Genomic DNA, 26459 nt, shown 5'->3' with positions numbered 1-26459 from the left:
AGAATTTGCTTGGCGACCATAGCGTTTTGGACCCACCTGATTTCCATGCCGAACTCAGAAGTGAAACGAAATAGCGCCGATGGTAGTGTGGGGCTTCCCCATGTGAGAGTAGGACATCGCCAGGCTTAAAATTTGAAAAAGCCCACTCGAAAGAGTGGGCTTTTTTGCGTTTCTGGGTTTTGAAAATTACCTAAGCACTCAGAACTCAAAACATCTATCGTTATGGTGTAATGTATTTACTCTCTGCCACTTTCCAAAAAGCCTTCACTAATGGATTCTCTAACTGATTTTTGGTACAGCAGACACCAAGTTCAAACGGCTTAATTGGTAACACTTTTAAGCGATTTATCTTCTCTCTCACCGGGCTATTGCTGATCACGACATCAGGTGCGATACCTACACCGCATCCTAGTGCAACCATACTTACGATGGCTTCATGCCCTGACGTTTGCGCGTAGATATTCGGCTTTATTTTCATTCGTTTGAGCCAAGTATTGGCTCTATCTCTTGCTGTCCCTGCTTCTGGGAGAATGAATGGAATTACTGACCAGTTTGGTCTTTCTTTTTGTAGCTCTTCCGCAAATGAACTCACGCCGACAGGAGCGATGACAGAAAGCGGTATTTCACTGATCGTTTCAAATGCGATTTTGCTTGGCATCTGCTCAGATTTGGCTGAGATGGCAATATCGGCTTCATCTGCTAAAATTTTGTCGATCGCTTGAGCTGGATCGCCGGTTGATAGCTTAAATTCGATAAAAGGATGCTGAAGACGAAAATCAGAGATTAACTCTGGCAGGTGGCTGTAGCTTGCAGTAACCGAACAAAATAGACGGATTTCTCCTTTCAATTCGTCCTCTGCTCCCTTTAGGTGACTTTGGTACTGCTGCCATTCGCCAAGAATTTTTAAGGCGACAGGAACCAGTTTTTTGCCTTGGCTCGTTAAATCAACGCTGCGATTGTCCCGCAAAAATAATTGTTGGCTAGTTTCTTCCTCTAGCTTTTGTATTTGTCTGCTCAAGGCTGAAGGACTCACATGCATCGCTGCTGCGGTCTTAGCGAAACTTTTACTCTCACACAGATGAATAAAAAGTTGCAGGCTTTTGATATTCATTAAATCTTCATTTCCATGTTGCACAAATTGCAATAACTAATTGTGAATATATCACTTTAAGCAATTTAATGTCTGTTTTAGTATGAAGTTATTCGGTAAGGCAATTACCGACCTCAATGGAAGAATCTCAAAGGAGCACCCAGATGGCTAATTATTTCAATACCTTAAACTTGCGCGAGCAGTTGGACCAATTAGGTCGTTGTCGCTTTATGGACCGTAGCGAATTTGCTTCAGAAGCGGATTACTTAAAAGGCAAGAAAGTGGTCATCGTAGGTTGTGGTGCTCAAGGTCTTAACCAAGGTCTGAATATGCGTGACTCTGGTCTAGACGTTGCTTATGCGCTTCGCCAAGCAGCGATTGATGAGCAACGCCAGTCATTCAAAAACGCAAAAGACAACGGTTTTGAGGTAGGTAGCTACGAAACGCTAATTCCACAAGCTGACTTAGTAGTAAACCTTACTCCTGATAAGCAGCACACAAACGTTGTTGAGACGGTAATGCCGCTAATGAAAGAAGGCGCAGCACTGGGTTACTCTCACGGTTTCAACGTTGTTGAAGAAGGTATGCAAATCCGTAAAGACCTAACGGTAGTAATGGTTGCACCTAAATGTCCGGGTACGGAAGTTCGTGAAGAATACAAGCGTGGTTTCGGTGTTCCAACTCTTATCGCTGTTCACCCAGAGAACGACCCAAAAGGTGAAGGTTGGGATATCGCGAAAGCTTGGGCTGCAGCAACAGGTGGTCACCGTGCAGGCTGTCTAGAGTCTTCTTTTGTTGCTGAGGTGAAATCTGACCTAATGGGTGAGCAAACTATCCTTTGTGGCATGTTGCAGGCTGGTTCTATCGTATGTTACGAGAAGATGATTGCTGACGGTATCGAACCTGGCTACGCAGGCAAGCTTCTTCAATACGGCTGGGAAACGATCACGGAAGCTCTGAAGTTTGGTGGTATCACTCATATGATGGATCGCCTAACGAACCCTGCGAAAGTGAAAGCATTTGAGCTTTCTGAAGAGCTAAAAGAGCTGATGCGTCCGCTATACAACAAGCACATGGATGACATCATCACAGGTCACTTCTCTAGCACGATGATGGCTGACTGGGCAAACGAGGATGCAAACCTACTAGGCTGGCGTGCAGAAACGGGTGAAACTGCTTTCGAAAACTACCCAGAAACTGACGTAGAAATCTCTGAGCAGGAGTACTTCGATAACGGTATCCTGATGGTTGCTATGGTTCGTGCGGGTGTTGAGCTAGCATTCGAAGCAATGACGGCATCTGGCATCATCGATGAGTCTGCTTACTACGAGTCTCTACACGAGCTGCCACTTATCGCAAACACTATCGCACGTAAGCGTTTATACGAGATGAACGTGGTTATCTCTGATACGGCTGAATATGGTAACTACCTATTTGCTAATGTAGCAACGCCGCTACTGCGTGAAAAATTCATGCCTTCTGTTAGTACAGACGTCATTGGTAAAGGTCTAGGTGAAACGTCTAACCAAGTGGATAACGCGACTCTTATCGCTGTGAATGAAACAATCCGCAACCACCCTGTAGAATATATCGGTGAAGAACTACGTGGTTATATGACAGATATGAAGCGCATCGCGGTTGGTGGCTAATTTTCTTTGCTTCAAAGTAGAGAAAATATTAAATGAACTCTGGCCAGACTGGAGTCGATAAATACAAAAACACAACATCTAATCAAAAGGCTTGGTCGCCGTTGACCAAGCCTTTTTGTTTTTAGCCGATTTATCTGCGCGCCGATAAGAAAAACGCTCCTTTGTGAGGAGCGTTTTAACACTTATTTTTCTGCAAGCTTCTCTTCAAGCTCCGCCAATTTCTGTTCCATTTCTGTTAGCTTTTGACGTGTACGTAGTAAAACTTGAGTTTGAACATCAAACTCTTCACGACTTACAACATCTAGCTTGTTTAGTTGGCCTTGGATTACTTGACGAACTTTCTGATCAACATCAGAGCCCAACTCTTTTACAGGTTGAGGCATTGAGTCGTGAATCTGTTTAGCAATTTGCTCTAATTTCTTTGGGTCAAACATAGTGGCTAAAACTCCTTTTGATTTGTCCTCATTTTAAGTAAATGATACGTGAAAGTCGCCATTTAGATGGCAAAAAAGAGAGCGGCAATAAAAAAGGTCACCGAAGTGACCTTTTTGAATGCCTTAAAAGCTTATCTGTTATCCGCTAATTCACGGTGGGCTGCTTTCGCTTCATCAACTCGTGCCAACTTCTCCAAGTCTTTGTCTTCAACAAATACTGGCAGTGGTTTGTGTTTTTCTGCTAGGTAGCTGTAAATCACAGGTAGTACGAATAGTGTGAACAATGTACCAATTGCTAGACCAGCAACGATTACGATACCGATACTGAAACGTTGTGCGGCACCTGCACCTGTTGCGTACATCAGCGGGATCAGACCTGCGATCATTGCTGCGGTTGTCATTAGGATAGGGCGAAGACGCACTTTCGCAGCCTCCATCACCGCATCAATACGAGACAGTTTATTATGTAACTGCTCTTCTTTGGCTACTTCACAGATCAAGATACCGTGCTTGGTGATCAGGCCGACCAGCGTGATCAAACCAACCTGCGAGTAGATGTTCATTGAGGCCGTACCCCACGCCAACGCGATCAAGGCACCACATATTGCTAGCGGTACAGATACCATGATGACAATAGGGTCGCGGAGTGATTCAAATTGAATCGCCAGAACGAGGAAGATGATCGCAAGTGCAAGACCAAAGGTTGCATACAAGGCACTACCTTCTGTCACAAACTGACGAGATTCGCCCATGTAATCGTGGTTATAGCCTGCAGGCAGTTTGGTTTGTGCGATATTTTCAAACCAATTAACTGCATCTCCCATCGAGACACCAGGGCCAGTAACTGCACCTACAGTCGCTGAGTTTAACTGGTTGAAGTGTGGCAAAGAGCGAGGCTCGGCCACCACATCGATGGTAATCAGACTACCTAATGGAACCGCTTTACCATCTACAGAGCGTACATAGTAGTTCTTCATCGATTCTGGGTTTAGACGCCACTTACGCTCAACCTGAGGAATTACCTCATAAGAGCGGCCATTTAGGTCGATACGGTTTACATAGCCATCTGCCATCATAGTACTGAGGGTGATACCTATGTCTTGCATAGTCACACCGTAGGCACCCGCTTTGTCTTTATCGATCTTGATCTTCATCGTTGCAGAATCATATTTAAGATCCAGATCGGAATAGACAAACATTGGACTGCTTGCTACTTCTGACAGAATGTCATTTGCAACGGTAAACAAACTTTCAAAGTTGTTTGGTGTTGTAATTACGAACTGTACAGGAAGGCCTGAACCAGCACCTGGTAGCTCCGGCATTTCGTAGGCAGCAATAGACATTCCCGGAATGCTCGAAACAAGCCCACCAACACGCTGTTTGATTTCTGCTTGGCTCGCTTCTCGTTCGCCCCATGGTTTGAGTGTAGCTAAACCAAACGCTTGATTAGAATCCGGTACACCGTTAAATACCTGAGCGTATTCTACTTCTGGTTGATCAGAGAGAATCTTATTCACATCATCCATGGTGTTTTGGATGTAGTCCAAATTCGAATTCGATGGTGCGGTCCCTATGAGCACAACAACACCTTTATCTTCAGAAGGAGCTAGTTCACTAGGAATAAACTTGAATAAAACAGGTAGGCTTGCAAATACAATAATGGCAAATACGATCACCACTGGTCGGCTCGCCATTACTGCTTTTAACATATTTGCGTAGCGATTAGTCATGCCATCAAGGATATGGTGAACTTTTTGCTCAAACTTGCTCGGCTTTTCGTTCGCCTTCAGCATCTTTGAACACATCATAGGTGATAGCGTTAAAGCGATGATACCGGACACAAATACCGAACCTGCTAGCGTTAAAGCGAACTCTTTGAACAACGAGCCCGTAATACCGCCCATCAACGCGATTGGTGCGTATACCGCACCTAGCGTTAATGTCATCGCAATAACTGGCACAGCAATTTCGCGCGTACCAATGATTGCTGCACGGAATGGTGACTCGCCTTCTTTGATATGACGGTCCACGTTTTCTAGCACCACGATCGCGTCATCCACCACCAGGCCGATGGCAAGTACCATCGCTAGTAGTGTCATTAAGTTCCAAGAGAAGCCCATTGCCTGCATAACCATCGCCACACCAATCAAAGAGAGTGGAATAGTGACGATAGGAATGATGACCGCACGGAACGAACCTAGGAACAGTGTGATCACTACAAGTACGATAATTGCCGCTTCAAGAATCGTTTTCACTACTTCGTGAATTGACTCGTTGATCGCAATGGTAGAGTCGTACATCACGTTCATTTTGATGTTACTTGGTAAGTTGCGCTCAAGTTGAGGTAATAATTCAAGCACATCAGCAGCGATGTTGATTGGGTTGGCACTTGGCGCGGCGTTGATTGCAGCAACCACGGCTTCTTGGCCGTTTGCACTTGCACGGTAAACGTCGTGACTCTTCTCAAGTGTTACCTTGGCGATATCACCTAAGCGAATAACGTCCCCTTCACCCGTTTTTACGACCAACGCTTCAAGTTCAGCAACGTTTGATACCTGAGTATCCGCGCTACCGTTATAAAGCACGAACTCACCCGTCGCTTGACCCGTCGCAGATTGGTAGTTGTTGGCGTTAAGAACGCTCATCACATCCGTTGCAGTCAGCTTTAACGCGCCCATTTTTGCTGGATCTAACCATACGCGCAGCGCGTATTTCATACCACCGTAAAGGTCAACTTTTGATACACCATTTACAGTGAATAGCTGTGGGTTGATTACACGCTCAAGGTAGTCGGTGATCTGGCTGGAAGACAACTCGTCACTGGTAAAACCAATATACAATACCGCGGTAGTAGAACCGGTCGACATCGTTACGGTCGGGTCTTCGGCTTCTTTTGGAAGCTGGGAACGTACCGAGTTAGTTTTCGCTAAGATGTCAGCCAATGCCGCGTTTGGGTCGGTATTCAACTTCATGTTGACAGTAATGGTTGATTTACCTAACACCGATTGCGAGGTCATATAATCAATATTATCGGCTTGCGCCACCGCTTGCTCCAATGGCTGAGTAATAAAGCCCTGGATCAAGTTGGCACTTGCACCGTAGTAACTGGTGGTCACGGTGACCACTGTATTCGTCATTTCAGGGTATTCACGAACTTGCATTTTGAACACGGCTTGCAAACCAAGCAATGCAATCAAAAAACTGATCGATACCGCTAAAACTGGACGTTTTATAAAAACATCTGTAAAGCGCATGATGCCTCCAACTTAAAGCATTGGTGTTTCAGCAGGTGGGGTAGTTGCATCGCTTTCGACAATGCTTACTTTTGCGTGGTTACTTAAACGGACTTGACCCGATGTCACCACTACATCACCTGGCTTCACGCCTTCTAGAATGTGTGCGATATCTTTAGAGCGTTCGCCAACTTTTACCACATGCTGCTTAACGCGTTTCTCGCCATCTTCTTCCGTTACGATGTAAACATTGTCGCCGTATAGCGTAAACGTGATCGCAGTTTGAGGCAGAGTGACCTGATTTTCTAATTTAGGCAGAATGATGTTTGCACGTGCGAACATACCACTACGCAGTTTGCCATCACTGTTAGGGATATCTGCTTGAACCTGAATCAAGCCACTTTGTACGTTAACCGCAGGCTCAATCGCAGAAATTGAACCTTTGAAAGGCTGTTCTGGGTAGGCATCCACGAAGATATCCACTTCTTGGTCGATGTTGATACGTGAAATATCGGTTTGCGGCACGGTAAAGCGTAAGCGCATCACGCTGGTGTCTTCCAGGCGAACAATATCAGTACCCGCTTGTAGGTACTGACCTAGGTACACGTTACGAATACCTACCACTCCATCAAATGGCGCTTTGATTTCGCGTCGGTCGATGGTCGCTTTCAAGCTTTCAATGTCCGCTTTTAAGGAGAAGTAGTTCGCTTCTGCTTCGTCATACGCTTCTTTAGAAATAGAGCCTTTTTTAAATAGCCCTTGGTAGCGTTTGTATTTCGCTTCTGCTGCTGGCAACTTGGCTTGCGAGCTCTTTAAATTCGCTTTCTCAACGTCAGAGTCAAGCAGTACTAATGGCTGGCCTGCTTTGACTTGAGTACCGGAATCAAATGCGATTTTGTCGATAACACCGCTAGTTTCATTAGCAACGGTAACCCCTTGGTTTGGTTCAATAAAGCCAATTGCCTCTATAGCAGGAACCCAATCAACCGCTTGTACTTCAGTTACGGTTACTGGGAATGCTGGTTCAGGGCGATTGGCAAACTGTTCCATTTTGTCTTTGATATCAATTAGTCTGTATGTCACAACACTACCAAAAAGCAATAAAACAATTGATAGCATCAAAATCCACTTTTTCATTCTATTAAGAACTCCAAGTTAGTGTTTAATAATTGCATCCCAACTGGCTTCAATAGCAGCTTCTAATGCCGCCTTATCCAGTTGATAAAATCCCAAAGCGTGTTTCCTAGCAAGTGCAACACTTGCCTCAAAACTCAATCCAGAAAGCACTTCGTTATCGAGAGGCTTGAATACGCCCTCTTCTTTCCCCTGATTAAAAAGAAGATCTACTTGGGCAAACATTTGTCTTTCAAGTTCCCGAGCTTTGCTACTATTTGAACAGGGTAGAGACTCATATTGAACTCGATTGCTGAGCGCATTTAAATTCGAGCTCGCTAGATTCCAAATATTGAGCCACATGGTTCGATATCGCTGTTTTAAAGGCATCTCTTCACTCACGCCCAGTTGCACAGCCGTAGCGACGCGCTTTGCAACGTTAAGGCGTAACTCCTCCAAAAGATGTTCTTTATCTGAGAAATAACGATAAATCGTTCCTGCTGCGACACCTGCTTCATTGGCGAGCTTTTGCATGGAAAGCCCTTGAAAGCCCGATTCAGCAATGAGTTGCTCTGCAGCGACTAAGATTTGTTCTCGCTTATCTACAGCAGGGTTATCCTTCATAATCCTACCACTAGTGAATGAACGTTCATTCATTATAGCTCAAATACCCGCCTTTTATGCAACAGAATGTTGCGCTTGTTGGTATGAAAATTACAAGAAATCAGCGTAGCTTTCACGAGGCCACCCCTTTATCATAGGCGCCACATTTATCACCCGCAGAGAATTTCTATGAAGCTGAACCCTAGTCAAGATGAAGCCGTGAAATACGTGTCTGGTCCATGCCTAGTGCTAGCTGGTGCTGGCTCGGGCAAAACTCGTGTTATTACCAATAAAATCGCTTATCTGGTTCAGCAATGTGGCTACAAAGCGCGTAATATTGCAGCGGTGACGTTTACCAACAAAGCGGCGCGTGAAATGAAAGAACGTGTCGGCCAAACGTTGGGGAAAGCCGAGTCTAAAGGTTTGATGGTATCAACGTTCCACACCTTGGGATTAAACATCATCAAACGCGAATACAAGCATTTAGGGTTGAAAGCGGGCTTTTCACTGTTTGATGACCAAGACCAACTGGCGCTACTCAAGGAACTTACCGAAAAGCAGCTTGATGGTGATAAAGATCTGCTACGTCAGCTTCTGAGTTGTATTTCCAATTGGAAAAACGACATGTTGACGCCAGAGCAAGCCAAAGCGCGTGCGCAAGGTGAGCAGCAACAATTGTTTGCGTTCTGCTTTGATATGTACCAAAAGCAAATGAAAGCCTATAACGCGCTCGATTTTGATGACCTAATTTTGATGCCCGTCTTACTCTTGCGCAATCATGAAGACGTTCGTCAACGTTGGCAGAACCGTATCCGCTATCTATTGGTCGATGAGTACCAAGATACCAACACGAGTCAATATGAGTTGGTGAAATTAATCGTCGGTGAACGTGGGCGATTGACGGTCGTAGGAGATGATGACCAGTCCATTTATTCATGGCGTGGTGCGAAGCCTCAGAACCTAGTCTTGCTGGGTGAAGATTACCCGAATTTGCGATTGATTAAGTTGGAGCAAAATTACCGCTCTACGAGTCGAATCCTGCGTGCGGCCAACATTTTGATAGCCAACAACCCTCACGTCTATGAGAAGTCCTTATTTTCAGAAATTCCTGACGGTGAAAAACTCAAAGTGTTGTTGGCTAAAAATGAAGAGCATGAGGCTGAGCGTGTCACGGGGGAGTTGATAGCACACAAATTCTTGAATCGAACCGACTATCGTGATTACGCAATTTTGTACCGTGGTAACCACCAATCACGCTTAATTGAAAAGTCTCTAATGCAAAACCGTGTGCCGTATAAAATTTCTGGTGGCACCTCGTTTTTTGCACGCGCAGAAATTAAAGACATCATGGCGTATTTGCGTGTTTTGGTTAATCCAGATGACGACAATGCATTCTTACGCATTGTGAATACACCACGACGTGAAATTGGCCCAGTAACGTTAGAAAAGCTAGGCAGTTATGCCAATATGCGTGGGAAGAGCCTGTTTGAGTCGAGTTTTGAAATGGGGCTCGAACAGCACTTAACGGGACGCGGTCTGGAAAACTTACGTCGTTTCACCCAATGGTTAGTGGCGATTGCTGACCAAGCTGAGCGTGGTGATACCGTCGAAGCGGTTCGCTCGCTAGTTCGCGATATCCATTATGAAGATTGGCTATACGAAACTTCAGCAAGCCCGAAAGCCGCTGAAATGCGAATGAAGAACGTTTCTGATCTTTACTCCTGGATAGTGGCGGACCTAGAAGGTGACAACTACGATCAAGAAGAGAAAACGTTAAAAGAAGTCGTTCAGCGTTTGACCTTGCGTGACATGATGGAACGTGGCGAAGAAGATGAAGACAGCGATGCAGTACAACTGATGACGCTGCACGCATCAAAAGGCCTTGAGTTCCCATATGTATACCTAATTGGGTCTGAAGAAGGTATTTTACCGCACCAAACCAGTATTGATGAAGACAACGTCGAAGAAGAGCGTCGTCTGATGTATGTTGGCATTACCCGTGCGCAGCGTGAACTGACTTTCACTATGTGCAAAGAGCGTCGACAGTTCGGCGAGTTGATCAAACCGACTCAAAGCCGCTTTTTGGATGAGCTGCCATTTGATGACGTTGAATGGGAAGTGAATAAAAAGCCAGTATCAGCAGAAGAGCGTATGGCGAAAGGTCAGGCACACATTGCCAATATTCGAGCAATGTTTAAGAAGTAGAGTAACCTTGTGTTCACTGACTAAAAACAAAAAGGCTTGCCAGTTGGCAAGCCTTTTTCGTTGATGTCTTTACTTATAGACCTTCAATCATGTGGTCGATTGCTGCGATGATTTCATCGTCAGAACAGTCCATACAGGTTCCTTTGGCAGGCATCGCATTGAAGCCTTCTAACGCGTGCTTCACTAACGTCTCTTTGCCTTGTGCAATACGCGGTGCCCAGTCATCGGCATTACCCGTTTTAGGTGCGCCGTTTACACCAGATGCGTGACAAGCAATACAAAAAGTACCATAAACTGTGGCGCCATCACGTGGACCGGTTGGTTCTTCTTTCACTGGCTCAGAACCCGCTAGATAAACATCACCGACAGGTTGGATGCGTTCTGCGATCGCATCGTATTCAGTTTGGCTGATGTCAGAAGCTAAAGCTGCCGTAGAAAACGTTAAGGCAGCGAACAAAACGCTAATCATTTGTCGAGACATATCCATTAAACCCACTTCACATTCCCGAGGTAAGTGACTTACCTATTTATATAGTTAGAGTATTAATGCCGAGCAGAGAAATCACTAAATTCCACTGAATGGCATAGAATGATTAGACAACTTGGTTGCAGCTGTTAAATCAATGTAAATAATGGGTGATTATATCCCGATAACTTGTTGCAATAAACAACAAGTTATCCATGACAGGGCGTGAATCACATCAAAAATTCAGTTTAAAGGAAGATAACTGTCGAAAAAGAGACCAAACGATAAAAAAAGTAAAAAAAGTACTAGACGGCATAGTGTGATATCCGTATTATTCCACTCCGCCGATAGGGCATGCGCCCGTAGCTCAGTTGGATAGAGCGTTGGCCTCCGGAGCCAAAGGTCGAAGGTTCGAATCCTTTCGGGCGTACCATTGCCTCGGAGGATACATCGGTAAAAATCAGTGGTGGCTATAGCTCAGTTGGTAGAGCCCCGGATTGTGATTCCGGTTGTCGCGAGTTCAAGTCTCGTTAGCCACCCCATTCTTTCTTTTTTAGATTGAATGCGGTAGCATTGCTCCCAATCTTGATTAAATCAAGATAAAACATCGTCGGTGAATAGCGCAGTTTGGTAGCGCATCTGGTTTGGGACCAGAGGGTCGGGGGTTCGAATCCCTCTTCACCGACCACTATTTAGTTTATGGCTGAGATAGCGGTAAACATGACAATTTGATGGTGGCTATAGCTCAGTTGGTAGAGCCCCGGATTGTGATTCCGGTTGTCGCGAGTTCAAGTCTCGTTAGCCACCCCATTCTTTATTTAAAGAATATATGCTCGGTGAATAGCGCAGTTTGGTAGCGCATCTGGTTTGGGACCAGAGGGTCGGGGGTTCGAATCCCTCTTCACCGACCACTATTAGAAAGCCTGCTTTTTAGCAGGCTTTCGTCGTTTTAGAGTTTATGATCTCGCTTGGACTGTATTAGTCGGTAATGTATCAATGGATTTGAACCCAAGTGGGGTTCGCCTGAAGTTAGAATTCGGCTCTTCACCGACCGCTATTTAGAGCCCCAGTCGAAAGACTGGGGCTTTTTTGCATCTATCCTCTTAAAAGCATCTGCATTCGATTTCAATTTCACCAAAAGTGTACAGCTCTAGGGGCTTTTGACCACCTATGATCCAAATGCTTTTCGAGCTGACAAAATAAACCCCAGAACGACGTCTGGGGTTTTGTGTTTTTCTAATCCGCTACTTTTATTGGGCGAGTGTTTTAAGGATTTCTCTCAGCTCTACCGTTTCTTGGATTTCAAAATTTGGCGTTATATCTGTTGAGTTACTTGCGCCTGTCGCATTTACCCACACACTCAAAATGCCCATATTGTTAGCGCCTGCTATATCTGCTGGTAAAGAGTCGCCAATGTGTAGGGCTTCTTCTGGTTTTACTTCGACCAAGTCGAGCGCTTTTTGGAAAATGCTCGCAGCGGGCTTCTCTTCAGGCTCTTCTCCCCCCACAATAATATGGTCCACCCAGTCGCTCATCTGTGTCGCGCTGAGTTTAGGGTGTTGAGAAAAAATCGGGCCGTTAGTGATCACGACGAGTTTATAATGCTGACGAAGGTCGCTGAGCATTTCTTTTACACCAGGGAAGAAAGTGAACGCGCCCATACGTGCAGAGTCAAAGTAGTCTTGAGCTTGTTGAGCCTCTTCGGCATTAATGCTGACTCCGTGCTCCGCCAATATGTTTTGGATCAGGCCACAACGGAACGCGTTTTCATCAGGTAGCAGAGCCACAAGGTGAGGGAATTCCGCATTCAGCTTCTTGTACACACCCTGTAAGTAGCGCTGTAAGAAAGCTTGTGGTTCGGTAACTTGCGGGTAGGTCTTATGAATCCAAGTCGTAAACTTTTGTCCTGCAACTTTATCGGCTTGTGACGTCGCACATAAAGTCTCGTCCATATCAAAAAAAATCGCTTTAAGCACAGGGGCTCCTTTCATTTACAGCTTGGCTCTAACATTGATTATCTATTATCCCACTCTCAATTGTGCCGTAAAGGGTTAAAACCGACGTGTTTCACCTACAATGGGAGAGTGATGGTAACCGCACTTTCTTTTGTTTAGTCAACAAACCGCTTAAGCGGCGCATAATCGTCGTCGACAAAGGATTTGTGTGGTTTTGCTGTTGTGTTCACGTTTTAGCCTATCCTTTCTCTTTGTAAGTTTGGCTTTTTATATTTGCCGACTATTTTATTAATAGTTTTTTATGTTGAAAAATTGCTTTTCGCATACGATATTGTTTGTTAAATGTTAATAATCACATATGAATAATGTGGGTAATGGTTCTGGTTGGCCCATGCTTGTTTTTAGAGCATTTTTCTAGTTTTATTGGTGCATGGCGCACAAAAATAGTGTGATATGAAAATGGTTAAATACTTGTTAATGCATTTTTATTCGCTCATTGTGCGTTTATTTAATGTTTTCTCGGCGGAATATACTTTAATTGTTGCTTTTTTGTGTGATTTTTGCCAAATTGTTTCCGCATTAAGATTTCAGAGTATTATTCTGAATTTGAACGGATTCATTCAGGTGATGAATGGTGCCTTTGGCGCGATTCGATACCACAGACAAGGCAGTAGAGGTCTGAAATGTCACTATTAGAAGTGAAAAACCTTCGTATTGAATACCCATCCCGACACGGCGTTCACGCTGCCGTGAAGTCACTTTCTTTTCATATTGAACGTGGTGAAATCGTGGGTGTTGTTGGCGAATCAGGTGCGGGTAAATCCACCGTTGGTAACGCCGTTATTGATTTGCTTAGCCCTCCAGGTCGCGTTGCTAGCGGCGATGTTTTCCTGGATGGAGAAAAAATTTCTGGTTTATCACCAGAAGCGATGCGTAAGGTTCGCGGATCGAAGATTGGTTTTATTTTCCAAGATCCAATGACCTCACTTAACCCACTTTTTACGGTTGAGCAGCAGCTGAAAGAGACGATCCACGCCAACATGAAAGTCTCTGATGAAGAGGCGTATCAGCGTGCGCTTTCTCTGATGCAGCAAGTTGGCATCCCGCAGCCAGAAAACCGCTTAAAACAATACCCACACCAATTCTCTGGTGGTATGCGTCAGCGTGTCGTCATTGCGATTGCTTTGGCTGGTGAGCCAGATCTGATCATTGCCGATGAGCCAACCACGGCACTGGACGTATCAATCCAAGACCAAATCCTCAACTTGATCCGAGAATTGTGTATCAAGAACAATGTCGGATGTATGCTGGTTACTCACGATATGGGTGTAGTCTCCAACGTCACCGACCGCGTCGCGGTAATGTATCGTGGTGACTTGGTGGAGTTTGGGCCAACAGCCAAAGTGTTGGGCGACCCTGATCACTCCTATACTCGCAGCCTAATTTCAGCCGTTCCACGTTCAGACAGAAAGCTAGACCGCTTCCCTTTGGTCAGCTACATCGAAGAAGCGGCAGAAATGGAGCCTCTCGACATTAAGAATCACTGGCTAGGACAAAGCCAGGATGAGCGCGAGTACACAGGCCCGCTTTTAGACGTGAAGAACGTTAATCTACGTTTTGTCACCAAAGACTCTTTATTTGAAAGCCGTCGCGAATACGTGCAGGCATCCAATAATGTGAGCTTTGAAGTGCATGAAGGCGAAACCTTTGGTTTGGTGGGTGAGTCTGGCTCTGGTAAATCAACCATTGCGCGAGTTATTGCTGGTTTATACCAACCTAACTCTGGTCAGGTGAAGTTTGAGGGTATTGACCTGACAGCTTTAACCTCTGAGAAAGAACGCCGCCCAATGCGTCGTCAGATGCAGATGGTGTTCCAAAACCCGTATACCTCAATGAACCCTCGTATGAAGGTATTCGATATTATTGCTGAGCCAATCCGTTTTCATAAACTGACGAAAAACGAGTCGGAAACTCGCCAAATCGTGAATGACCTTCTCGATCATGTTGGTTTGGGTCGTATGGCAGGGCTTAAGTACCCTCATGAATTCTCCGGTGGTCAGCGTCAGCGTATTTCTATTGCGCGTGCGTTGGCGACTCGTCCTCGACTTTTGATTTGTGATGAACCGACATCGGCACTGGACGTATCGGTACAGGCACAAATTCTAAACTTGCTGAAAGATCTGCAAAGTGAGCTGAACTTGACTATGTTGTTTATCAGCCACGATTTACCTGTTATTCGTCAGATGTGTGACCGAGTAGGTGTGATGCAAATGGGTACACTTTTAGAAGTGGCACCAACAGAACAGTTATTTACGGCACCCCAACACGAATACAGCAAAAAATTGATTTCTCTGATGCCTGAATTTACAGGCTTGCGAGAAGAGATCGAGACGGCATAAACCAAGCACCTCGCTTGGCAAACCTTTAGTCATAACAAAGACGCAAACACAACAACAAGGGATCCGTATCCCCGCATGAAGGAGTTATGCAAATGAAAACCATGAAAAGCAAATTAGCAGTGGCGCTAATGGCGGCGGGCCTAAGCTTTAATGCACTGGCAGCAGATATCAAAGTTGGCTACGCAGCTGACCCAGTATCGCTTGACCCACATGAGCAGCTATCAGGTGGCACACTGCAAATGTCACACATGGTATTTGATCCGTTAGTTCGCTTTACTCAAAAAATGGATTTCGAACCTCGTCTAGCAGAGAGCTGGGAGCGCATTAACGACACTACCGTTCGTTTTAAATTGCGTGAAGGTGTGAAATTCCACTCTGGTAATACCCTAACGGCTGACGACGTTGTATGGACGTTTGAGCGTCTACAAAGTTCTCCTGATTTTAAAAACATTTTCGACCCGTACGAGAAAATCGTCAAAGTGGACGACAACACGTTCGATCTTGTAACCAAAGGTCCTTACCCACTAGTGCTGCAAACTGCAACGTACATTTTCCCTATGGACAGCAAGTTCTATACGGGTAAAACCGCAGACGGCAAAGACAAGTCTGAACTAGTGAAGCACGGTAACTCATTCGCATCGACTAACGTTTCTGGCACGGGTCCGTTCATCGTGACATCACGTGAGCAGGGCGTAAAAGTGGAATTTGAACGCTTTAAAGATTACTGGGACAAAGAGTCGAAAGGTAACGTTGATAAGCTAACGCTTGTTCCAATCAAAGAAGATGCGACTCGTGTAGCTGCGCTACTTTCTGGCGGCGTTGACATGATTCACCCGGTAGCACCAAACGATCACAAACGTGTGAAAGACGCAGACGGCATCGATCTAGTCACGCTACCAGGTACTCGTATCATCACGTTCCAACTAAACCAAAACAGCAACGAAGCACTGAAAGACGTTCGCGTTCGCCAAGCGATTGTTCACGCAATCAACAACGAAGGCATCGTTAAGAAAATCATGAAAGGCTTCGCTACTGCAGCTGGTCAGCAGAGTCCAACTGGTTACGTTGGTCACGATGACAAGCTAGTACCTCGCTACGATCTGAAGAAAGCAAAACAACTGATGAAAGAAGCGGGTTATGAGAACGGCCTGACGCTAACTATGATTGCGCCAAACAACCGCTACGTAAACGATGCGAAAGTAGCGCAAGCGGCAGCGGCAATGTTGTCTAAGATTGGCATCAAGGTTGATCTGAAAACCATGCCAAAAGCGCAATACTGGCCTGAGTTTGATAAGTGTGCGGCAGACATGCTGATGATCGGTTGGCACTCGGATACAGAGGACTCGGCAAACTTCAACGAGTTCCTAACTATGACTCGTAACGAAGAAACTGGTCGTGGTCAGTACAACTGTGGTCACTACTCAAACCCAGAAATGGACAAAGTGGTTGAAGCTGCAAACGTAGAGACGGACCCTGCGAAACGTGCAGCAATGCTGAAAGGTGTCGAAGCGACGCTATACAACGATGCTGCATTTGTACCGCTACACTGGCAAAGTGAAGCGTGGGGTGCGAAGTCTAACGTGAAAGCCGCAGACATCGTGAACCCAATGGTAATGCCTTACTTTGGCGACCTAGTTGTCGAGTAATCATACTTAGTCATGACAGAGAGGGGCGCCAGTCCTTCTCTGTTTTCGACACTTGGCTCGGTTTATTTCAGTCGGATTGAGCCAGTTTTACAGACTGAATTTTCTCTCTAAGTTTAGAGATCTATGGATAGTTAAGGGGCAAGGAATGTTTTCGTTTCTGGTCAAGCGCCTGTTTCAGGCACTGATAGTGATGTTTGTGATCAGTTTGGTGGCGTTTGCCATTCAGGACAACCTGGGTGATCCGCTGCGTGAGCTTGTAGGTCAGTCGGTTTCGGAGTCGGAGCGCCAAGCGCTACGTGACGAATTGGGCCTGAACGATCCCTTTATCACAAAGTACACGCGCTTTGTGGGTAATGCACTGCAAGGTGATTTGGGTACATCATACTTTTTCAAGCGACCTGCGGTTGAGGTGATCCTCGATAAGCTGGTGGCAACATTAGAGCTCGTGTTTGGCGCGACGCTCATCATTATCGTTTTCTCTATACCACTCGGGGTGTATTCCGCGATTCACCCGAAGAGTGTCTTTACCAAATTTGTTATGGCGATGAGTAGTGTCGGCATCTCGATTCCGGTGTTCCTAACCGCAATCATGCTGATGTACGTCTTCTCCATCGAACTCGGCTGGCTGCCTTCCTACGGGCGAGGTGAAACCGCTAACGTGCTCGGTTGGGAATCTGGCTTCTTTACCATCGATGGTATTAAGCACCTTATCCTGCCGTGTATTGCGCTAGCGTCTATCATGCTGCCGTTGTTCATCCGTCTGGTACGTTCAGAAATGCTGGAAGTACTGAGCTCGGAATACATTAAGTTCGCGAAAGCAAAAGGTTTGAACTTACAAAAGATTTACTACCAACATGCACTTAAGAACACCATGCTGCCAGTATTGACGGTAGGTGGCGTGCAGATTGGTACCATGGTGGCTTACACCATCCTAACCGAAACCGTATTCCAGTGGCCGGGTACAGGCTTTCTTTTCCTAGAGGCAATCAACCGTGTCGATACACCGTTGATCACAGCTTACGTTATCTTTGTTGGTCTGATTTTCGTGGTAACCAATACCATCGTTGATTTGCTGTACGGCATCATCAACCCAACTGTGAACTTAACTGGAAAAGGAGCTTAATCATGAGCCAATCAAATGTAACACCAGCTCCTGAAGCCGCTCCATCTGCATGGCAGCGTTTTAAAGAGTCGGACTTCTTGTATTACTTCAAGCGCGACAAAGTGGCGATGGCAAGTTTTACGGTCTTTATGATGTTCTTAGTGTTGGCATTAGCTGCGCCAATTCTAGCTCCGACTGACCCGTATGATCTGACGTCTATCGACATCATGGATTCAGAGCTACCACCGTCTTGGATGGAAGAGGGCGATGAGCGTTTTGTTCTTGGTACTGATGAGCAAGGCCGTGATATTTTATCGACCATTCTTTACGGTTCTCGTCTGTCTTTGACGATCGGCTTTTTAGCCGTCGGTCTTCAGTTGATTTTGGGTATCATCATTGGTTTGTCGGCGGGTTACTTCGGTGGTCGTATCGATAGCTTCTTGATGCGTTTTGCAGACGTACAGTTGTCATTTTCGACCATGATGGTCGCGATCATCGTGTCAGCTATCTTCAAAGCCAGCTTTGGCAGTGATTTTTACAGCCAATACGCGGTGGTGATGCTGGTGGTGATCATCGGTGTGGCTGAATGGCCGCAATACGCACGTACCATTCGTGCTTCAGTACTGGCTGAGAAGAAGAAGGAATACGTAGAAGCGGCACGCGTGATGGGCTTTAAAGCGCCACGCATCATGTTCCGTCACATCCTGCCGAACTGTCTATCACCAATCTTGGTTATCTCGACGGTACAGGTAGCGAATGCGATCATGTCGGAAGCGGCACTGTCATTCCTAGGTTTGGGTCTTCCTGTTGATCAGCCGTCACTAGGTGCGCTGATCAGCATCGGCTTTAACTACATCTTCTCAGGTGCGTGGTGGATTACTGCCTTCCCAGGCATCGTGTTGGTTACACTGGTTCTGGTTATCAACTTATTGGGTGACTGGTTACGAGATGTATTCAACCCGAAACTGTACAAAGGTTAAGAATTTTCCCGCCAAGCGTTGTAAATTCGCTTAATTCCTTCCTAAACTGAGAGCCGGATGCAAATTCCGGCTCTTTTTTTGCTAGTTATTCTTTGTTCACATTTTTTTGGCGCTTTGCCGCCATAATGACCTTACCCACTAATTTAGAGTGAAGTGTATGGAAATGAAGAAGGCACAACACCCATCTCGTATCTTCCAAGCAAGCCTAGCTCTCGGCTTGTTGCTGGTATGCGCCCAGTTTTCTAGCCCAGTATCGGCGGAGGAGTTCCTTTGCCAAGCTACTCAAGCCAGCGAGAAAGAACTGCCGATGCTTGAGAAAACGTGCCCAATTGGTAACGGAGTATGGGGAAAGAAAGTGCCGCAAGGAGGCAACTACCTCTACTGGATTCAATGCGGATTACTACCAAAGCCAATGTCACTCGCGAAAGCAAAGCCGCTTTACAGCAAGATTACGACCGACGTGTGGATGAAGCCGGAGTCCCAAGGTTATCGCTGTTTGATTGGGCCTTACAAAGATCTGTCTGATGCGAGGGGGGATTTGCGAGGAGTCAAAACCTTGTCGAATTACAAAGAAGCTTTCATCCGCGTGGTTGGAAAAGAGAATAAACAGTCTACGACACCATCTAAACCCGCAGTGCCGTCGAAATCAGCCGCATCTTCGGTTAAGCCAACACCGACGGTGACCCCGAAATTCGCGCCAGTTCCTGCCGTGCGAGCTGATACCGACGCCTTTACAGCGCCGGCAGAGAAGTCAAAGACCAAGGCAAAAAATACACGTGATAATTCTTCTTCCAAGCCTGTTGCTAAGACCAAAGCGAAGCCAGTTGTGAGCGGGAATGATGACATTGAAGTTCGGTTGAGAACCTCCTTACAAGGCAAAATGTACGTGGTGCCATATTTACTCGACCACCACAATCAGTTTTACATGGAATACGGCAAGCCGTGGAATCGTCTCAACTACGAAAACTCGCAAAAAGTATGTCAGCAACTGGGTATGAGCTTAGCCAGCCCTGCAGAATTCAAAGTGTTGAGGGCGTCTGGGGTGATGGAAAAAAATCAATGGCCACTGCAACTGCCGTATTGGGGCAAAGGTAAGAAAGGTTTGTTCGCAGATCGTGAGCCAAACCAGCTCACCGGAACCTCATTATTGAACGTGGTGTGCGTGAAATAACGACTCAAATATTGCGGTCAAAAGATAGAAGAAAGCCCCGAGTTCGGGGCTTTTTTGCGGTCTCAAATATTATCGCTATTTGAGTGGCGTTTCTTTGTGACAGTTAGAGCAGATATACACTTCTTTGATGCCGACCAAGCGTTCCCAAAGCGTTCTGCGTCTTCTACGCAAATGCACGCTATCACAGCAAGGGTTAACGATGGTTGCTTTAGTCATCATCGCCAGGCTCCAAAATCGGGAGTGAACTCGCGATGCTTGTCATGGCTTCTTTGTTGTGAGAGTACAGACCATATTCCGGCGCGGATTCATGACCGTTTTGCTCTTTACTCCAACGAATACCGATGTAGAAGTCACCAAAATCACGGTTGATGTAACGATGACGAGTTTTGTAATCTGACTCTGAGCCTGTTTCTTTTAGAATCAGCAGCTCACGGCCTTCATCACTCTGGATTTCCCAATTACCTGGAGTTTGGAATCCTGTTGGCATGAACGACGTGTAGTTGTAAGTATCAGCGTTGTACTCGTACGTACCTGACGAGTATTTCAGGACTTTGTCGTCGCCCGAGCCTTTACTTTCTACCATCAAGTCATGCTCTACCGTGCCGTGTTTGATGTGTTCTGCAACCGAAAGTGATTCTGCGAATGGTGTATTGCTTGAATCCATCCAGAACAGCTCATCATCTGAGATTTTAACGATCATTTGAGTGCCGTTATGCTCGGTTGTGTGCTGGTACAGCATTTCATACTCTTCGCCGTAGCTGTTGTATAGCTTGCCGTCTTTCAGCTCGACGTCTTCACAGTCTTTATTGTGGTATTCCGCGTAACCAGTTTGTTGGTCCAGATCGGCAAGAATAGCGTAGGCATCGTGTTCCCATGTGTTTTCTAGGAAGTCGCTGATGCTCGCTTTGTACTCTTGATTCATCTCATCATGGTTTGAGCCCCAGCAGAATAATAGGCCTTCAGAGTCTTGCATCAACATGGCATAGCCAATTTCACCGTCTTTTTGTGCAAAGCTACCCATTTTCCACTCTTGACCGTTGAAGTGCTCGTGAGTGAAGCCCAAAGTCGGTACTATCGGTGGTGGCGTTACGCCTTCGATAACCGTTGGCATGCTAAGCGCAATCTGTACCGCGGTATGGCCATCTGTTGCGCTAATCGCAAGTGCTGCACCAGCTTCGCTCGCTTTTGTCGGTGTGCCTTTAATGGTGACAATCGCATTACCATCCTCAGATACTGTTAGACCTTCAATGTCCACATAGTCCGCTGAGTAGTCGGTGATATGGCCGTCTTTATCTTGGAACAAGCTAGAAATATCGAGCGTTTGTTCAAACACTTCACCTTGTTGTAGGTACCAACCATCAACGATGGACTGTAGACGCGCTTGTTCTGTTTCTACAACCATTGGTGGTAAGTTTGCCGATTCGATTTCGAACTTAAATACGGTGCTTACCGTACCCAAAACCTTACCTGAAGAATCAATGTCTTGCGCCGTTAGGACGATCTCAAAATCACCAGCTTTTTCTACGATAGCAGTCGGATATAGAACAATCAGGTTGCCAGTTTGTACAACTTCAATGCCTGTACCTGCTAAGTTGTGCGTCAGTTTGGTTGTCACAAGGTTTTGGTCTTTGTCTGTGAAAAGACCTTCGATGTTTAATTCAACGCCATCAAAGCCTGCGCCTTGTACGATTTTTGGTAACTGACCAAGCTTATCTTCAGCCGATTCTTCGATGGTTTCGTTTACGGTTAGCTTGTTATTGATTGCCGTTTCAGGTGCTAAGTTGTCGCTATTTGGGGTCGCGTCAGTGATGATTGGGCGTAGGCTTGCATCATTGATGTTTTCGCCGGATGCGATAAGACGATCGACTTCTTGGTTTGCCGCTTGAGCAAATTCAGTGGCCTTTTTCTCGTAGTTAGCTGGGTTTTGCGCTTTTGAGTCGGTCAGAATCTGAGCGGTTTTATGTAGTTCGGCGTTTTTTGTCGCACCTTCAACAAAATCACTGTACAGATCAATTGGTGCTTCTTCTGAGCCTCCTAGCGCTTGGTTTACCTTGGCTTTTGCGTCTTCTTCACTAATGGATGGATCTTTTGCCATTTCAATCGCAACAAGGTCTGTGATAGGTGAAATCACGTTTGACGATGTTGGTGCACGGAACACGATTTCGTGGGCCATGGCTTGGCCTGGATGATCCATATCAACCGTGTATTTGCCAGCGTACTCTTTAGCATCCAAAGCGATAAGCTGTTTCTGCTTTGCACCGTTTGGTGTAATGGTCTGCAGTGCTAGAGTGTTTTCTGGTTTTGCATCCAATTTAAGCTGACCTTTCTCATCGGTCAGACCAAGGAATGTTTCTTGAGTGTCCCATTGGCCGTTGTTGTTCGTATCTTCAAAAACAACTGCATGTTTGAAGTAGCCGTCAAAGCCAGTGATCACAACACCGTTGTTAGCACTGCTTGAACCACCATCTGAACCGCCACAGCCAGTAAGAGCGATAGCCACTGACGCTGCTAATAAACTCACCTTATTCATTATTCATTTGTCCTTGTTTCGTTTCCGAATGAGAAAGTCGCTTTTTTATTGTTTTTATCTTTCAATCTCACTAGTGAGATTGAAGAGAGTGGTGTCTTTTTAATGACTATTGAGCCTAGGTTCAAGACACGAAAAACCGCACAAAACCCGTAAAATTTATTTCTATTTTTTGTCTATGATGGAAAATTGATAATTTGATCACGGTTCCAGTTTTGTTTTTGGGATGATTGTTTTGTCAAAATAACCATCTGTAAAGAAAGGTTTATTGGGTGTCGGTAAGGACTGGGGCGTGATAAATCATGTTGATCTTAAATTCCTCAACGCGATCAGCAAATTGAGGGTGAGGTTTAAGCACATAACTGTAGACTTCGCCTGGAATGAATATGTCGTAATCTGTGTATTCAAGGTTGTAAAACATAAATGTCCGTTGCCAGTAATCATCTGGCCATTCAGCACAATGTATTGGACTTACGCCGTCAAAATCCATTGAGCTAGAGATAATATCGGCAAACTCGCCTCGCCCCGCTACGATAGAGCTGTACCAGTAAAATAAATAATCATGACAAAATAGGTCATGTTGGTTTGATTTCATATTGAGATCAGAGTCCAGTTTGTGCACTGGTTCGTTACCCTGAACACTTCTATTAAATATGTAGTTGCTAGCAGTCCCGTTTATGTAACCTCCTCCTGAAATGGGAAAGAGGTAGTCAAACAACGTTCCTTGATATTCGTACTCACCAGTGTGGACATTGATGCGTTTTTCCATCGATTGCTTGTTTTTTTGCATGGTGTAGCTTTCGAATTGTTTGCCATCAAATACGGTGGTGAAATAGTTCTGAGTCTCTTTATGAACCTGAGATGCGTATACCTTTTTGGTGGTCCAAATTTGGCGTACGCCGTGGACATAAACAATCAACGAGTCATCACTGATTTTGTACTCACCCACCTTTTTTAAGTCTCCCTTTTCAGGACACTGGTGTTTGTTGTTTGAGGCGGCATAACGTACCTCGTCATCCTCAAACTGAAACGCTTCGCAATACACCACTTCATACGCGTACGCGGTACCGCCAAGGTTTTGCGTCGTCTCCAAGCGATAGACAGTGTCGCCAATTAACGGGTGTTCCGTGTCATTGTGACCTGGAGTGACAACAGGCAACTCAAAACGTGTTGTGACCCACGCATGGTCGCTGTCGCCGTGGTAATCATCACGCGCCGCTACCGCCAGGTATGTGGTGGTTTTAATGTTCTCTGGTGCACCTAGCACCATCATTTGTCCTTGGTTTAGCACCCTTAATCCATTGGCGTTTTCGAGCCAAATCCGAGTGGTGAGGAGATCACCATCCGGGTCTTCAAACAGTTGGTTAAGATTGAGCGAATAGCTAATCGGAGAGTTTTGGTTGAGCTCCCAAGCATAAATAATGGTTTGTAGCTGTTGTTCCACCGTGAGGTTGATGATGGGTTTATTGTTCTCTGATGGGTCCTCTTTTGAGCGGCTGTCTTCATAACCCACAGACGAGTCGTAAAAAGAGCCGTCTTCTGTAGTATGAAATGGGTTCGTAACTGGCCCTGGTTGTCCTAAAATGGCAGAATTGAAGGCGTCATCACCGTCTTTTGTGTGGGCGTTCTCCAACGCAGATCCCGTCAACGCTTGCTTTACTTCAACTAAAGATGTGCGCTCATATTGACGATGTGTTCGCGTGGTTGATTGGCTAGTACTGTCTGATGAGTTCGCCGCGGATGCTAAGCTGGTTTCGTCTGACATGCAGTATACGCCGAGCAAACCAACGCAGATGGCGCCGATTATCCAAAACTTTTTGCTTCTCATTACGCGTGCGCCATTCGTGATTGCAACCAGCTGCGAGAGAATTTTAGGTCTTTCTCTATTAAGCTCGCGCTGCACTCGAGCAGTTCACTGATTTCTTGGTTTTTCATTCCCATTAAATACTTGAGTTTGAGTGCACTTGATTGGCGTGGGTAACGGCTACTGAAGTTATCCAGAGCTTTATCCATGATGATCAATTGTTCGAAGCGATCTTCTTCATCTCTCATCAATGTTATGTGTTGACGCTTTTGTGCTTGGTGCGAGCGTGCGTTATCGATCAAGATTTGACGCATCACTTTGGCAGCCATCAAAAAGAAATCACGTTTTGTTTCAATTTCACTCATGTCGCAGTTGGACATCTTCAGGTAAGCATCATGAATTAATGCTGTGGTGCTGTTGACGCTATCGGCCAATACTTTGTTGTCGGTGCCGTACTTTTCCGCGTTTCGTTCACGCTCGTGTTGGGCGATCTTACGTAACTGCAAATACGCAAATTGGTAGAGCTCACTCTCAGCTTGTTTATCACCAGATTGCCATTGTTGAATGATTTGTGTCAGTGCTACTGCTGTTGCCATGGTTATACATCCTCGCTCACTTTGACAAATTCAGAAATGGTGTGGGTTTCAATGCGATCAGAGCCGTCTCGGTTGCGGAGAACATCTTGTTGATAGCGATATAAAATGCCTTGTTCCCAAGTTGCGCCAGCGGGCAAATATTCCCACGTGGTGTAATTGATTTCGGCAGGGGTCGTTGACCAACGTACCATGACATTCATTTGCGCAAGCTCGGCTTTGGGTTCGTCATTGTTGACCCACCACATGTCCGCATACTCTTGGGTGACATCTTGGGTGTATAGGCTTGCGTCGGTTGGACAGGTGTCTGCATTGTGCGGCAGTCGCATGACTTGTTGGTGGCGCATCAATAGGCACGATTGTGTCATGGACTGTTGGTGGTATTGGGTCTGCTGCCATACCCCGAGGTAGTCGATGTCGTGTTCGTTCGTGTTGGGGTAGGTAAACCACAGCATTTCTGTACGATTGTGGTGGTGGATGTTTTTTTTACGCCCAAGGCCTTGTACTTTTTCCATCAGTAGCTCAGTACTTGGATCAAAGTTGAGTGCAACGGAGCGGTATTTCCAGTCGCCTTCATCATCAAAGTCTTCGAGAGAGAAACCATTCAAGTCGTTGCGGGTGCACCCAGTGATTGAGCAACCGACGATATTAAACCAATCCGCAAATTTGCTTATCGGCTCGACAATGTCTTCCGTGATAGGGCGCTTCATCGAGAGGAAGCAACCTTGAAAATGATCGCCAATGCTTGGATGCTCAATCAATGAATCTTTGGTGATGGTGAATCGAGTTTCACCAAACGGAGGGCGATATTTAGGATGATGTTGATAACGTAAGTCGTAAGCACAAGCTCGGCCTTGCCAATCTTTCTTTTTGATCACGATGTTTTTGAACGTCATGCCGCGAGGTTCAAAGATGATCTCATCTGAGGCAAAGTTTTTTTCAATGTACTGCTGGCTTTCGTTTAGGTGCTCGATTGCCTCATCGACAGATACCCAGTCGAGATTGAGGTGACGTTTGGCGTCATCCAGATAATTGAGGTCAAGGCCCTTGAGCTGGTTTTGAAAGCGAGCATCAGATAACACGCGGTTGGCTAAGACAATTTCCTTACGATTCTCAGGCGTGCTGTCGAGAGAGAGCAGCAGGCGCGTCATATTGATGCTACGACTGGGTTTGGTTGTTGCCATCGTCGGTGTAAGCACTTCTTGGCTCGATAAGGTTGTCAGCAGATACCCCTTATCATCGTTGCCAAGGAAGAAGCTAATCACATCACCAGGTTGGTAGTGAAATGCCCCTTGTTGGGTAACGCCAGTGATATTGGAACTGGTTTTGTAATACAAGCCAGTCACCGGCGCATCGATAAAGTAGCCTTGCTTCAAGGATGAAGTAGGCGGGTGTGAAGTAGCAGCAGAAGTGTCTGCTGCTAACGTGGAGGTAGCCGTCAATGCAGACAGCCAAAATACCACTGAACGTGTATACATTTTGTTTTAAG

Annotated in this window: 19 protein-coding genes, 5 tRNA genes and 1 rRNA gene; 13 read left to right on the top strand and 12 right to left on the bottom strand. The window is 45.7% G+C overall.

Annotation, left to right across the window (positions count from 1 at the left end):
- The first annotated feature begins 8 nt into the window (after positions 1-8).
- Positions 9-125 (top strand): 5S ribosomal RNA (gene rrf / locus L3V32_RS17245).
- Between the two features lie 95 nt (positions 126-220).
- On the opposite strand, the gene ilvY is transcribed toward rrf, so the two are convergent.
- Positions 221-1111 carry an HTH-type transcriptional activator IlvY gene (gene ilvY / locus L3V32_RS17240; protein WP_109168647.1) on the bottom strand — a complete coding sequence of 297 codons (891 nt, stop codon included), beginning with the start codon at positions 1109-1111 and terminating at the stop codon, positions 221-223.
- A 143-nt stretch (positions 1112-1254) separates the two neighbouring features.
- Here ilvY and ilvC point away from each other — a divergent pair, with 143 nt between their 5' ends.
- Positions 1255-2739 carry a ketol-acid reductoisomerase gene (gene ilvC / locus L3V32_RS17235; RefSeq protein WP_237284779.1) on the top strand — a complete coding sequence of 495 codons (1485 nt, stop codon included), beginning with the start codon at positions 1255-1257 and terminating at the stop codon, positions 2737-2739.
- A gap of 182 nt (positions 2740-2921) precedes the next feature.
- Here ilvC and L3V32_RS17230 read toward each other — a convergent pair whose 3' ends face one another.
- From L3V32_RS17230 to L3V32_RS17215, 4 genes are all read right to left on the bottom strand, one after another.
- The gene (locus L3V32_RS17230) at positions 2922-3173 is read right to left on the bottom strand and encodes an accessory factor UbiK family protein (protein WP_005398178.1); all 252 of its coding nucleotides are present in this window, start codon (positions 3171-3173) and stop codon (positions 2922-2924) included.
- Positions 3174-3304: 131 nt separating this feature from the next.
- On the bottom strand, positions 3305-6427 hold the full coding sequence (gene vmeD, locus L3V32_RS17225) for a multidrug efflux RND transporter permease subunit VmeD (RefSeq protein WP_006743289.1): 3123 nt from the start codon (positions 6425-6427) through the stop codon (positions 3305-3307).
- 12 nt (positions 6428-6439) lie between these two features.
- The gene (locus tag L3V32_RS17220; protein ID WP_012841250.1) at positions 6440-7543 is read right to left on the bottom strand and encodes an efflux RND transporter periplasmic adaptor subunit; all 1104 of its coding nucleotides are present in this window, start codon (positions 7541-7543) and stop codon (positions 6440-6442) included.
- Between the two features lie 18 nt (positions 7544-7561).
- Positions 7562-8143, bottom strand: coding sequence for a TetR/AcrR family transcriptional regulator (locus L3V32_RS17215; protein ID WP_005398171.1), 582 nt, complete (start codon positions 8141-8143; stop codon positions 7562-7564).
- Between the two features lie 168 nt (positions 8144-8311).
- On the opposite strand from L3V32_RS17215, the gene rep reads away from it, so the two are divergent.
- On the top strand, positions 8312-10327 hold the full coding sequence (gene rep / locus L3V32_RS17210) for a DNA helicase Rep (protein WP_005398170.1): 2016 nt from the start codon (positions 8312-8314) through the stop codon (positions 10325-10327).
- 73 nt (positions 10328-10400) lie between these two features.
- On the opposite strand, the gene L3V32_RS17205 is transcribed toward rep, so the two are convergent.
- On the bottom strand, positions 10401-10814 hold the full coding sequence (locus L3V32_RS17205) for a cytochrome c5 family protein (RefSeq protein WP_012841248.1): 414 nt from the start codon (positions 10812-10814) through the stop codon (positions 10401-10403).
- A gap of 335 nt (positions 10815-11149) precedes the next feature.
- Here L3V32_RS17205 and L3V32_RS17200 point away from each other — a divergent pair.
- The 5 genes from L3V32_RS17200 (at position 11150) to L3V32_RS17180 (ending at position 11704) form a co-directional block, all read left to right on the top strand.
- Positions 11150-11226: transfer RNA gene (locus L3V32_RS17200), tRNA-Arg, on the top strand.
- Between the two features lie 33 nt (positions 11227-11259).
- Positions 11260-11335: transfer RNA gene (locus tag L3V32_RS17195), tRNA-His, on the top strand.
- 69 nt (positions 11336-11404) lie between these two features.
- Positions 11405-11481: transfer RNA gene (locus tag L3V32_RS17190), tRNA-Pro, on the top strand.
- A gap of 46 nt (positions 11482-11527) precedes the next feature.
- Positions 11528-11603, top strand: a tRNA-His gene (locus tag L3V32_RS17185).
- Between the two features lie 24 nt (positions 11604-11627).
- Positions 11628-11704: transfer RNA gene (locus tag L3V32_RS17180), tRNA-Pro, on the top strand.
- Between the two features lie 339 nt (positions 11705-12043).
- Here L3V32_RS17180 and L3V32_RS17175 read toward each other — a convergent pair.
- The gene (locus L3V32_RS17175; protein ID WP_005394354.1) at positions 12044-12769 is read right to left on the bottom strand and encodes an HAD family hydrolase; all 726 of its coding nucleotides are present in this window, start codon (positions 12767-12769) and stop codon (positions 12044-12046) included.
- Positions 12770-13431: 662 nt separating this feature from the next.
- Here L3V32_RS17175 and L3V32_RS17170 point away from each other — a divergent pair.
- The 5 genes from L3V32_RS17170 (at position 13432) to L3V32_RS17150 (ending at position 20046) form a co-directional block, all read left to right on the top strand.
- Positions 13432-15147, top strand: a complete 1716-nt coding sequence (locus L3V32_RS17170) for an ABC transporter ATP-binding protein (protein WP_005379108.1) — start codon at positions 13432-13434, stop codon at positions 15145-15147.
- 92 nt (positions 15148-15239) lie between these two features.
- Positions 15240-16793, top strand: coding sequence for an ABC transporter substrate-binding protein (locus L3V32_RS17165; RefSeq protein ID WP_005394355.1), 1554 nt, complete (start codon positions 15240-15242; stop codon positions 16791-16793).
- A gap of 145 nt (positions 16794-16938) precedes the next feature.
- Positions 16939-17916, top strand: coding sequence for an ABC transporter permease (locus L3V32_RS17160; protein WP_031780394.1), 978 nt, complete (start codon positions 16939-16941; stop codon positions 17914-17916).
- 2 nt (positions 17917-17918) lie between these two features.
- Positions 17919-18875: an ABC transporter permease gene (locus tag L3V32_RS17155; RefSeq protein WP_005394358.1), complete on the top strand. Its 957-nt coding sequence runs from the start codon at positions 17919-17921 to the stop codon at positions 18873-18875.
- Between the two features lie 157 nt (positions 18876-19032).
- Positions 19033-20046, top strand: a complete 1014-nt coding sequence (locus L3V32_RS17150) for an SPOR domain-containing protein (RefSeq protein ID WP_237284778.1) — start codon at positions 19033-19035, stop codon at positions 20044-20046.
- Positions 20047-20121: 75 nt separating this feature from the next.
- Here L3V32_RS17150 and L3V32_RS17145 read toward each other — a convergent pair whose 3' ends face one another.
- The 5 genes from L3V32_RS17145 to L3V32_RS17125 form a co-directional block, all read right to left on the bottom strand.
- Positions 20122-20265, bottom strand: a complete 144-nt coding sequence (locus tag L3V32_RS17145; RefSeq protein ID WP_012841245.1) for a hypothetical protein — start codon at positions 20263-20265, stop codon at positions 20122-20124.
- Positions 20255-22576: an acid phosphatase gene (locus L3V32_RS17140; RefSeq protein ID WP_237284777.1), complete on the bottom strand. Its 2322-nt coding sequence runs from the start codon at positions 22574-22576 to the stop codon at positions 20255-20257. Before L3V32_RS17140 ends, L3V32_RS17145 begins: the two co-directional genes overlap by 11 nt.
- Positions 22577-22838: 262 nt before the next feature.
- Positions 22839-24401 (bottom strand): hypothetical protein, encoded by a 1563-nt coding sequence (locus L3V32_RS17135; RefSeq protein ID WP_237284776.1) that lies wholly within the window; start codon positions 24399-24401, stop codon positions 22839-22841.
- On the bottom strand, positions 24401-24973 hold the full coding sequence (locus L3V32_RS17130) for a sigma-70 family RNA polymerase sigma factor (protein ID WP_005394366.1): 573 nt from the start codon (positions 24971-24973) through the stop codon (positions 24401-24403). The genes L3V32_RS17135 and L3V32_RS17130 overlap by 1 nt, the downstream gene beginning before the upstream one ends.
- A 2-nt stretch (positions 24974-24975) precedes the next feature.
- Positions 24976-26448 (bottom strand): chromosome partitioning protein ParA, encoded by a 1473-nt coding sequence (locus L3V32_RS17125; RefSeq protein ID WP_237284775.1) that lies wholly within the window; start codon positions 26446-26448, stop codon positions 24976-24978.
- Between the last annotated feature and the right edge of the window lie 11 nt (positions 26449-26459).

This window comes from Vibrio sp. J2-4 (genome assembly GCF_021728155.1).
Lineage (GTDB): Bacteria > Pseudomonadota > Gammaproteobacteria > Enterobacterales > Vibrionaceae > Vibrio > Vibrio diabolicus.
Note: the sequence above shows the minus strand (reverse complement) of the source record. Positions and strands in the feature narration are given on the sequence as shown.